The following is an 11,007-nucleotide window of genomic DNA, read 5'->3' on the forward strand; positions in this document are numbered from 1 at the left end:
ATAAAAAGACGGCCATTTAAGACCGCCTTTCCTAATATTCAAAAGAAATCCGAGTTGACTAAACAAAGCATAATGACGCTTGTTGAACCCGCAGTGTTCAAAATTTGAGCTAACATCGCAGCGAATATGGATCCTGTGACAAGACAGTATTCCGATTCGGTAGTTATTTGCTAACTCCCACGTCTTCTAGTTTGATCGGTCAACTTTATACATTTAAGCTTGTCGATCAACTCAGATCACCTATTATAATACGCAATCAGATTAGGTTTGTCAATAATATTGAATGCGCTATCTATTGTGATGTTTGCTCAAATTATCGCGTTGCATCTTCTTTAATTTTTGATAAATTAGCTTATACCTTTCTTCGACTTTAGAATTTCCTTTCGGGGTAAAGTAACTTGCAGTCAGAAGATTGTCTGGCAAGTATTGTTGGGCGACCCAATCATTTTCAAAATCATGAGGGTAAATATAATTAACTCCATGACCTAACTTTTTAGCACCAGCATAATGCGCATCCTTTAAATTGGCGGGAATAGAGCCAATATTTTTGTTTTTAACGTCATCAATTGCCCGATCTATGGCAGTAATAGCACTATTGCTTTTAGGAGAAAGAGTCAGCTCAATGACGGCATTAGCGAGCGGAATACGCGCCTCTGGAAAGCCCAGCGTTTGAGCAGCTTGAATAGCTAATATAGCATGTTCTGCAGCGCTAGGATTGGCTAGTCCCACATCTTCGTAAGCAATGACGGAGAGACGCCGACAAATTGAAATTAAGTCGCCAGACTCGATTAATCTTGCCAAGTAATGCAATGCTGCGTCTGTATCTGAACCGCGAATTGATTTTTGAAAAGCAGATACCAAATCATAGTGTCCGTCCCCAGAAGAATCAAAATTCTGCACCTTCATTTGAATAGAATCAGCCATTTCTTGCTGAGTAATTACAATAGAGTCTGTATCTTGATGATTATCTTTTAATTCTTGTTTGGTAGACAAAACCGCAAGTTCCAATGAATTTAAAGTAGATCTCAAATCTCCATTGCCTTTTTCGATTAAAAGGGCACGTGCATCATCCGTCAGCTCGACATGATAATTGCCTAAGCCATTTTCTTTATCCGTTAAAGCGCGGTCAATGGCATTCGATGCATCTTGAGCAGATAAAGGCTTTAGCTCAAAAATTTGGCAACGTGAACGAATAGCAGGGGAAATTGAAATATATGGATTCTCCGTTGTAGCCCCAATTAAAATGACTTGTCCTGACTCAAGCAAAGGCAATAAAAAGTCTTGTTTTGTCTTATCGAGTCTGTGAATTTCATCTAATAATAAAATGACGGTGCCACTCATTTTCCCTTCTGCGGCTACTTGCTGTAATTGCTTCTTTCCGTCAGTAGCTGCGTTCAACTTTCGAAAAGCATATTTAGTAGAACCAGCGATAGCACTTGCAATACTGGTCTTGCCAATGCCAGGAGGGCCATAAAGAATCATTGATGATAGAAGACGAGCCTCAACCATTCGGCGAATAATTTTACCAGGTCCAATTAGATGTTGCTGTCCGACAACTTGATCAAGAGTCTGTGGACGCATACGATAAGCTAATGGTTTCATTATTTTTCTCCGTGAAAAAGTTTATGCCAAAAGCTTTCTTTCTTTTTAGGCGCTTCTAATTCAGTTTTTGGCAACTCAGGAGCATAGACTTGTCCAATTTCAATTCTTTGACGATTAATAGCATTTTTGGAGACTACTAAAACAGCAGAATCTTCGGGTCCAGTTTTTGCAGTTTCATTGTTAACTAATGTAAATGGAATATTTTTCTTGCTGCAGGCTGCCTCGACATCACCTAGAAAACCATCATCAGTAATATTGCCGTTAATCAGAATAGTGTAGCCTTTAAAATCATCAATGTGTTGTAAGAAAAGACTAGTGAGTTTGGAATCTTTTACTTCAGCATTATTCATGCGTACATACACACGCTCACGCAGTGAACCTAAATATCGCCGGCGTTCATCCGGTTTAGTCTGTGGGGTTATTCCTTGCGCAGCTTGTTCTACGCGCTTACTTAAATCATCACTCATAAAATCATCCTTTCTTTACTACTATTAATTGTAACAAAAAAACCTTCCCCGATATTGGGAAAGGTTTTTGACAAAATAAAATGTAAAAATTAAAGTAACTTGTTGTACCATTCAACAACGAGTGATTCATCAATTTCTGGTTCCATTTCGTCACGTTCTGGTAAACGTACAAGAGTACCTTCCATCTTGTTGTCGTCAAATGAAACGAATGATGGACGTGCAGTAACTGCGTCTAAGGCATCCTTAACTTGTTGTAAGTTCTTTGACTTTTCCTTCAAGCCAACAGTTTGACCAACGCTGACTTCGTATGAAGGAATGTCAACACGCTTGCCATCAACAGTGATGTGACCGTGGTTAACTAATTGTCTAGCTTGTTCTCTAGTAGTAGCTAAACCGAGACGGTAAACAATACTGTCCAAACGACGTTCAAGCAAAATCATGAAGTTGGTACCGTGTTCACCTTCACGGATCTTACCAGCGCGAGTGAACAAAGTTCTAAATTGACGTTCGTTCAAACCGTACATCCAACGTAACTTTTGCTTTTCGTGTAATTGTTGGCCATATTCTGACAAACGACCACGGCTGTTAGGACCGTGTTGACCTGGAGCGTAGTTACGACGTGCGATTTCCTTACCAGTACCTGAAAGTGAGATACCTAATCTTCTTGAACGTTTCCAACTTGGACCTGTATATCTTGACATAAAAATCCTCCATAAAATTTAAAATAATAATTTCTGGAGTAAAATATTACAAATAAGTTCAACATTCGTGCATCTTGGATTTACATTTTCGCCCAATGCAGCGCGGGTTACTCGTTCACTTAAGCGTTTCAAGATGTTGACGTTCTTGTCACTTATTGCTGCAAATATTTTACACGAATAGTATTATATAGAGTTCAGAATAATAAATCAAGAAATACATCAGCTTTTGCACATCTTTAGGCTATGTTTTGTTATAATGATTGTAGTTTTGGAGGATAAACAATGTCATCAATTCAAACTATTATTATTGTCGCCGTTGTAATCCTTATTATTGTAGTCGTTGCTTTAATGTTGCTCATTAATCGTAAGCAGTTGCGAGAAGTCGAGGTAATCGATGCAGCTCTTAATGAAATCGAAGAGATGCACCTTGAAGATGATATCAAACGACTGAATAAAATGGATTTGGCGGGCGAAAGTCTAACCACATTAAATACTTGGCGTAAGAGTTATAAAGAAGCTTCAACTAAAAAATTGCCACGCGTAAAGAAGTTAGTTGAAGAAGCGGCAAATGAAAATGCAACTTACAAACTTTTTAAAGCCAGAAAGAAAATAAAAGAAGCACAGCAAATAATTAAACCGGCTTTAGAAGATGCTCGCAATACTAAGGCAGTGTTTACTGAATTGCTTGAATCCAATAAAGAAAATCAAATTCAGTATGATGCTTTAATTAAAGTCTATCGTGAATTGAGAAAAGACGTTTTAGCTAATTCATTTGAATATGGTACAGCAATTGATCAAATTGAAGATCAACTTGCTTCAATGGAGAGCGATTTTGAAGAAGCTAAGAATCTTTCATCTCAAGGGGATCACGTAGAGGCTAAGCGAGTTTTATCTAAGATTCGCATGTCTTTAGCAGCTTTACAAAAACAACTGCCTAAAATCAAAGATGGCTATCATCAATTAGAAGTAGTTTTCCAAGATCAGCTTAAGGAATTATCTAATGTTTATAAGAAGATGCTTTCAGAAAAGTACTATATTACTAAGGTTGATGTTTTAAGCAGAATTAAAGACATTCATGATCAGATTGATAGTGCTCGTAAATTATTGGCAGAACTAAAAGTCGATGAATTAGCTAACGAAAATAAAAAGATATCTAGTGAAATCGATGGCCTTTATGACATTTTAGCTAAGGAATATAAAGCTCGTCCTTTTGTCGAAAAGAATCAAAGCAAGATGCTAGCTTTAATTTCTCACCAGCAAACGGCATCTAAAAAATTAGTTGAGAAATTGCAACATATTGATGAGAGTTATGAATTAACTCATGGCGAACTTGAAAAAAGCAAAGAGCTTGAAAAAGAAGTTAATAACATGAATCGCCAATATACAGTTGATACGCAAAATATAGCTGATGGCAAGGGCGTCTATTCTGCAATTCAAGATTCATGGTTAGAAATGTTAGATCGCTTGCGTGAGATTGATGCTGAGCAAATTAAAATGTCGACAGATGTTGATGGCCTATACGATTCAGAAAATGTTGCTAATGATTCAATTAAGCACTTTAAGCAAGAGGTTTCATTAGTTTATCGCCGTCTTGAAAGACGTAGTTTGCCAGGGAATCCAGATAGCTTTATTCAAATGTATACTTTAGTCGTTAACGAAATTGGTCATGTTAGTGATGAATTAAGTCAAGTCAGAATTAATATGGAAAAGATTTCTAACGAATTAATTCAAATTTCTGATGATGTTGAACGACTTAAGCGTGAAGCAGACGATATTATCAATTCTGCTAACTTAGTTGAGTTAACGATGCAGTATTCAAATAAATATGCTGATAAGGATACGATTAAGCAAGCACAAAAGAAGTCGATGCAACTTTACGATGAATATAATTATAAGGAAGCATTGGATACCATTGCTACTGCAATTGAAAAAGTAGAGCCAGGTAGCTATCAACGACTTGAAAATGCATATTATTCTGAACAAAAAGAATAAATAATTGAAGCTTTTCATTATTTAAGCTAAAATCTAATAGTCACTAAACGGTCAAGTAGTTGACCGTTTTTTATTAGGGGAGTTTTGAACGTGATTTATTTTGATAATAGTGCAACAACAAAAATAGATCCTCAAGTTTTAGATACCTATAATAAGGTAGCAACTAATATTTGGGGCAATCCTTCAAGTTTGCATAAGATGGGTGACCGTGCGCATCAAATGCTTGAAGCTTCACGCAAACAAATTGCAGACTTGTTGGGCGTTAAACAACATGAGATTTTCTTTACCTCAGGTGGTACAGAATCAAATAATACTGCAATTAAAGGAACAGCAATTCAAAAGCGTGAATTTGGTAAGCATATTATTACTTCCAGCGTAGAACATGCTTCTGTAGCTAATAGCTTTAATGCTTTAGAAAATTTGGGTTGGCGCGTTACACGTTTGCCAGTTGATAAAGAGGGTAGAGTTAATGTCAACGATTTGAGAAATGCCATTGACTCAGATACTACTCTGGTTTCAATTATGGGTGTCAATAATGAGATCGGCACGATTCAACCAATTGATGAAATCAGTGATTTGCTTGAAAATTATCCAACTATTCAATTCCACGTTGATAATGTTCAAGCTTTAGGTAAGAATATTTGGGATAAGGTCTTTACACCACGAGTTGATTTATCAAGTTTATCAGCGCATAAGTTCCATGCACCACGAGGCATTGGTATCCTTTACAAAAAAGAAGGCAAAATGCTTACTCCACTTCATGATGGAGGTGGCCAAGAAAAGGGACTTCGTTCCGGTACCGAAAACTTACCAGCTATCGCAGGTATGGCTAAGGCTATTCGGTTGCTTTTAGAAAACGAACCTGAAAAGGCAAGCCGTGAAGCAGCAATTAAGGCTAAGATCGTTGACTATTTGAAAGATAAACCAGGTATCGATATCTTTTCACCAGTAAGCGACGGTTTTGCACCACACATTCTTTGCTTTGCATTAGAAGGAATTCGTGGTGAAACCTTAGTTCATACTTTAGAAGATCAAGACATTTATACCTCAACTACTTCTGCTTGTGCATCAAAGACTGCAGATGAAGCCAGCACCTTGGTTTCTATGCGAATTGATGATAAGATTGCTACTAGCGCAATTCGTTTGAGTTTTGATGAAACAAATACGCTTGAGCAGGCAGATGAGTTTATCAAGGTCTTTGATAAGATTTATAATCATTTTGCTAAAATTAATCACTTGGGAGAAAATTAATGGAATATACAGAAGTTATGGTCCGTTACGGGGAACTCTCAACTAAGGGAAAGAACAGAAAGGACTTCATCAATCGTTTAGCTAGCAACGTTGAAAAGGTCTTAAAAGATTTCCCTCAGATTGACTTCCATCCTCGTCACGACCGGATGCATATTGTTTTAAATGGCGCACCTTTTGCGGAAGTAGATAAGCGCTTGAAGAAAGTGTTTGGTATTCAAACCTATTCACCAGCTATTAAGATTCCTAAAACTTTAGAAGATATTGAAAAGACTTCTTTAGAATTAATGCAGGAAACTTTTAAGCCGGGCATGACCTTTAAGGTTAATACTAAGCGTAGTGATCACAAGTTTGAATATGATACTAATCAACTTAATAACTTGGTTGGTGATTACTTATTCGATCATATCGACCACTTGAAGGCTGAAATGAAGCACCCTGATTTAGTACTTAGAATCGAAGTGCGTCAAGATGCTGTTTATATTTCTAACCAATTGCTTCACGGTATTGGCGGGATGCCTGTTGGTACTGCTGGTAAAGCTGTAATGATGCTTAGTGGTGGTATTGATTCACCAGTTGCTTCATACCTTGCAATGAAGCGTGGAGTTGATATCGAAATGGTGCACTTCTTTAGTCCTCCTTACACTACTGAAAAGGCTTTGGCTAAGGCTAAGGAATTGACTGGTATTTTGGCAAATTATGCAGGTAAGATTAACTTTATCGCTGTGCCATTTGCTGAAATTCAAGAAACTATCAAGGAAAAGTTGCCAGAAGGTTACTTGATGACTGTGCAACGTCGTTTCATGTTGCAACTTGCAGACCGTATTCGTGCTAAGCGCGGTGGTCTGGCAATCTTTAACGGTGAATCTGTTGGTCAAGTTGCTTCACAGACTTTGCAATCAATGGTTGCTATTAACGATGTGACAACTACACCAGTTATTCGTCCAGTTGCTACAATGGATAAGACTGAAATTATTAAATTGGCAGAAGATATTGGTACTTTTGATCTTTCAATTCAACCATTTGAAGATTGTTGTACTATCTTTGCTCCACCACGTCCTAAGACTAAGCCAAAGCTTGATAAGGCTCGTGAATATGAAGCTCGTCTTGATGTTGAAGGCTTGATTCAAAGAGCGATGGACGGAATTGAAGTAATGCCAATTTATCCAAACGAAAAATTTATCAACGATAAGATCGAAGAAGATCAAGACTTGTTGTAAAAAGTTATGCCGACAGAATGATCTGTTGGCATTTTTTGTATAAAAGGAAAAATAATGAGGATTGGAAAATTACTAAGAGAAAGTAGATTGGCAGCTGGACTTACTCAAACTGAAATGGTAGCAGGAGTTGTTTCAGAATCGTTTTATTCAAAAGTTGAACGTGGGATTCATAGTATTGATGCTGATACCTTAATTGAAATTTTGAAAGCAAATCATATTAATCCAGTTCAATTCTTCTCCAAAACGCTGGATGGTCCAATCCAGGAATCACCGCATAAAAAGAGTCTACAGGATGCTAGCTTTATGGCGAATAAAATAGCAAATAGTGCTAATAAACGAGATTTAGAGAAACTAGGTCAACTAAAAAAGGAGATTGATCAAGCTGAAGAACAAGGTAAACCATATTATATTTGGATCCCTTATATATTGGAGTTAATGACTGCCTGGATAACTCATTCAACTGATGATATATCAGAACCGGTTAAAAAGAAGATACAACATTTATCTAAAGGAAATAATTGGGGATTCCTCAACTATGAATATTTAGGGATGGCTTTTATTGCCCTAACTCCAGAACAAGTACTCAATTTTTCTCATACTGCTTATCAAAGCTATGTAAAAAATTCAGAAAACATCTTAAGTTATACAAATACAGTTGGAATTGCTGATTTAGTGATTGATTTCTTAATGTATGCGTATATACACAATTTTAATAAAGAATTATGCGCAGAAACATTTACTTTTTTTGATAAAAATATTCCATATGAAGCAAGCTTTTATCAACATAGAGTAATAGTCAGACTTTATAAGACCTTGTTTGATAATGATACTGAGAAAGTAGATTTCTATACCCGCTTGTTGGAGGAAGATAATTTTACTTTTTGTTTGCAGAATGTACCAGTTGCTAAAAAGGATGGTTCTCATGCGCATTGATAAATATTTAGCTAATATGAACGTCGGCTCTAGAAAAGGAGTGCACGTTTTAATTAAAAAAGGCATTATCACTGTAAATGGTGATGTGGTAAAAACACCGAAACAGCAGGTTAAGGAATCCGATGAAGTATTGGTAGATGGACAAGAGGTTAATTATCAAAAATATCATTATTTTTTGATGAACAAGCCCAAGGGCGTACTTTCGGCAACTGAAGACCGTAGTCAAAGAACAGTAATTTCATTGCTCAAGCCGCAGGATCAATATCAAGGAATTACGCCAGTAGGGCGACTAGATAAAGATACAACTGGCTTGCTTTTGCTTATTAATGATGGCCAACTAAATCATGAATTGCTTGCTCCCAATAAGCACGTTGATAAGATTTACCGCGCGAAAATTGCAGGCGTAGCTGATGACGAAACTGTGAAAACTTTTGCTAGTGGAATGACTTTAGGGGATGGAACTAAGCTTAAGCCAGCAGAGTTGAAGATTCTGGCGCAGGATGAAGAACATGATAGTTCTGAAATTGAAATCAAAATTCGTGAAGGAAAATATCATCAGATTAAGCGCATGTTTGGTGCGGTAGGGATGAAAGTGGTTGAACTTGAACGAATTTCGATGGGAAATTTGAAATTGCCGGAGGATTTAAAGCGCGGTAATTATATTGAATTGAGTTTAGATGAAGTAAACAAAATTAAATAGGACGGAATAAATAGATGACAATCGGTGAAGCATTAAAAAGCCGGCGTTTGCATGCGAGAATGAGTCAGACAGAAATGGCGGCAGGAATTGTAAGTGAATCTTTTTATTCTAAAGTTGAACGTGGTGTGCATGCAATTGATGCAGAAACTTTAATTAAAATTTTGTCGGTTCATCATTTTGATGTTACTGGATTTTTTGCACAAATTAATAATCAGTCGTCTACTGGACCTTTTTTGAATTAACTAGTGAGATTACTTTTGCTCAAAATAGAAGAGATGTAAAAGCGCTGGATAAAATTAAGCGAAAAATTGAAAATGGTGAGGTACAGGCTCCGTTATGGCTTAAATTCAAGTTGGAATTAGCTTATGCTTGGGCCTTACGCTCAAATGATCAAATTTCTCCTGAAATGAAGAAAAAAATAAAGAAACTGGTTTTGAATGAAAATTGGGATCGGACATCTTATCATTTTTTGAGTCAAGCAGTAATTTTCCTGGATGTTGATGATTCAAAGCAGTTAGTAGAGGCTGCTTATGCTGCATATCGTAAACATCCAGCTACCGATACCTTTACTTTGCAGTTTATGGCTTTTATTACGATAAATTATTTGAATTGTTGCTATCATCAACATGCTAATAAGAGTTATACGGAAAGTACATTTAAGTTTTTGCAAGAATTGCCGGTAGATCCTGCAATTGGATTGGAAAAGTTGATAGGCAAGTTCTATCAAGCTGTTTTTAGTGGTGATGAACAGAAAGCCAGATCTTTAAAATCAATTATTCAAGACTGTGGTTATGCGTCAATAATTGATGATGTTGAAATTGATGAATAAATAATAATCGCATCCTTTAATCTTTTTTAGCTTGAGGGGTGTGATTTTTTTAATAAAAATAGTCGTTTTGGAAGATTTCGAGACTTTTATCTCAAGTGTTTATATATTAAAAATATGAAACAAATGAGGGAAAAAGTATGACTATTGGAGAACAACTAAGAGAAATACGAGATTCCTTAAATTTAACACAGACACAAATGTGCGCTGGCGTGGTAACAGAATCTTTTTATTCTCGAGTAGAAAATGGAAAAAGTGAAATTAATATTGATGACCTGTTAGCGATTTTGAAGCAAAATCATGTTTCTGTGCGTGATTTTTTTAGTGTGTTTGATCAGTCAATGCAACGCAAAATTCAATATCGTTGTATTCGATTGGCCATTAATAATCGCAATGTAGCCTGGTTGAAAAAAGAACAAAAAGATGAGCCGATTTTTAAAGCAGAATTGACAGCAGTTATAGCTACTTTGACAAATAAGAAAGCTGATCTTTCTGATGATGCCCAGAGAAAAATAAAAAGCAATTTTGGAAGATTAGGTAAATGGGATGAAACTGCATTATGGAATTTTGCTAGTTTTATGTCTTTATACGATACAAGTGAGATAAAGATTTTAATTACAGATATCTATGAAAACAAAAATAGTATCAGTCTAAATGATTCTTCAACATTGGTTGCCTTGGTGAATGTAATGATGAGTTACTTGGGGCGTTCGTATCAAGAAAATGATCTCGGCTCAGTTTTGCAAACTATCCAGTTTATAAAAGAACTGCCAACGAATCCCGTTATTATGTTTCATAAATTGGTGACTATATACTATCAAGCTTTAATTAACCATGATCAGAAACGGTTAGATTTGATAACTAAAGTATTACAGAAGAACGGCTACGATAATTATCTAGCCTGGCTTCCATAAAGGTGATGAATATGAATATTGGTGAGAGATTACATCAAGTGCGAAACCTGCACGGATTGACGCAGGAACAAATGGTAGCGGGAATAATTAGTAAGTCGCAATATTGGCGAATAGAAAAAGAATCTAATGCAATTAGGGCTAGTAGTTTAATCAAAATCCTGAATCAAAATAAGATTTCGGTACTCAAATTTTTTAAAGATATTGATGATTCAGGAATTAAAAGAAGAGAGCTGCAAGATCTGGTTACTAATGCTTATTTTGCACGTGATTATAAAAAATTAGGGAAAATAAAACATACTAATCTAGTGTTGGATGATTACTCGACGGAGTAGTCGTTCAACACTTTTTCTTTTACTATGTAAAGTGGAGATGAAGCCAATGCCGTGACTGCTTTGGACACATGA

Annotated in this window: 12 protein-coding genes; 9 read left to right on the plus strand and 3 right to left on the minus strand. The window is 36.2% G+C overall.

What is annotated here, in order from left to right:
- Nucleotides 1–288 precede the first annotated feature (288 nt).
- The 3 genes from B5E95_RS07520 to rpsD all read right to left on the minus strand — a co-directional run bounded on the left by B5E95_RS07520 (nucleotide 289) and on the right by rpsD (nucleotide 2,770).
- Nucleotides 289–1,602, minus strand: coding sequence for a replication-associated recombination protein A (locus tag B5E95_RS07520; protein WP_025005088.1), 1,314 nt, complete (start codon nucleotides 1,600–1,602; stop codon nucleotides 289–291).
- Nucleotides 1,602–2,069 (minus strand): YueI family protein, encoded by a 468-nt coding sequence (locus B5E95_RS07525; protein WP_025005087.1) that lies wholly within the window; start codon nucleotides 2,067–2,069, stop codon nucleotides 1,602–1,604. Before B5E95_RS07525 ends, B5E95_RS07520 begins: the two co-directional genes overlap by 1 nt.
- 89 nt (nucleotides 2,070–2,158) lie before the next feature.
- The gene (gene rpsD, locus B5E95_RS07530) at nucleotides 2,159–2,770 is read right to left on the minus strand and encodes a 30S ribosomal protein S4 (RefSeq protein WP_087175755.1); all 612 of its coding nucleotides are present in this window, start codon (nucleotides 2,768–2,770) and stop codon (nucleotides 2,159–2,161) included.
- A gap of 282 nt (nucleotides 2,771–3,052) precedes the next feature.
- On the opposite strand from rpsD, the gene ezrA reads away from it, so the two are divergent.
- The 9 genes from ezrA (at nucleotide 3,053) to B5E95_RS07570 (ending at nucleotide 10,935) form a co-directional block, all read left to right on the plus strand.
- Nucleotides 3,053–4,762, plus strand: a complete 1,710-nt coding sequence (gene ezrA, locus B5E95_RS07535; RefSeq protein WP_087175756.1) for a septation ring formation regulator EzrA — start codon at nucleotides 3,053–3,055, stop codon at nucleotides 4,760–4,762.
- A 90-nt stretch (nucleotides 4,763–4,852) separates the two neighbouring features.
- Nucleotides 4,853–6,013 (plus strand): cysteine desulfurase family protein, encoded by a 1,161-nt coding sequence (locus tag B5E95_RS07540; RefSeq protein ID WP_087175757.1) that lies wholly within the window; start codon nucleotides 4,853–4,855, stop codon nucleotides 6,011–6,013.
- Nucleotides 6,013–7,230 carry a tRNA uracil 4-sulfurtransferase ThiI gene (gene thiI / locus B5E95_RS07545; RefSeq protein ID WP_054640514.1) on the plus strand — a complete coding sequence of 406 codons (1,218 nt, stop codon included), beginning with the start codon at nucleotides 6,013–6,015 and terminating at the stop codon, nucleotides 7,228–7,230. The genes B5E95_RS07540 and thiI overlap by 1 nt, the downstream gene beginning before the upstream one ends.
- 54 nt (nucleotides 7,231–7,284) lie before the next feature.
- Nucleotides 7,285–8,163 carry a helix-turn-helix domain-containing protein gene (locus tag B5E95_RS07550; protein ID WP_087175758.1) on the plus strand — a complete coding sequence of 293 codons (879 nt, stop codon included), beginning with the start codon at nucleotides 7,285–7,287 and terminating at the stop codon, nucleotides 8,161–8,163.
- The gene (locus B5E95_RS07555; protein ID WP_025005082.1) at nucleotides 8,153–8,863 is read left to right on the plus strand and encodes a pseudouridine synthase; all 711 of its coding nucleotides are present in this window, start codon (nucleotides 8,153–8,155) and stop codon (nucleotides 8,861–8,863) included. Before B5E95_RS07550 ends, B5E95_RS07555 begins: the two co-directional genes overlap by 11 nt.
- Before the next feature lie 14 nt (nucleotides 8,864–8,877).
- Nucleotides 8,878–9,105, plus strand: coding sequence for a helix-turn-helix domain-containing protein (locus B5E95_RS10945; RefSeq protein ID WP_239442167.1), 228 nt, complete (start codon nucleotides 8,878–8,880; stop codon nucleotides 9,103–9,105).
- Between the two features lie 191 nt (nucleotides 9,106–9,296).
- Nucleotides 9,297–9,692 carry a hypothetical protein gene (locus B5E95_RS10950; RefSeq protein ID WP_236697253.1) on the plus strand — a complete coding sequence of 132 codons (396 nt, stop codon included), beginning with the start codon at nucleotides 9,297–9,299 and terminating at the stop codon, nucleotides 9,690–9,692.
- A 137-nt stretch (nucleotides 9,693–9,829) separates the two neighbouring features.
- Complete coding sequence (locus B5E95_RS07565) at nucleotides 9,830–10,603, plus strand: helix-turn-helix domain-containing protein (protein ID WP_087236099.1); 774 nt, start codon at nucleotides 9,830–9,832, stop codon at nucleotides 10,601–10,603.
- A gap of 11 nt (nucleotides 10,604–10,614) precedes the next feature.
- Nucleotides 10,615–10,935, plus strand: coding sequence for a helix-turn-helix domain-containing protein (locus B5E95_RS07570; protein ID WP_239442179.1), 321 nt, complete (start codon nucleotides 10,615–10,617; stop codon nucleotides 10,933–10,935).
- Nucleotides 10,936–11,007: the final 72 nt, after the last annotated feature.

Origin of the sequence: Lactobacillus gallinarum (assembly GCF_002160635.1) — a bacterium.
Classification (GTDB): Bacteria; Bacillota; Bacilli; order Lactobacillales; family Lactobacillaceae; genus Lactobacillus; species Lactobacillus gallinarum.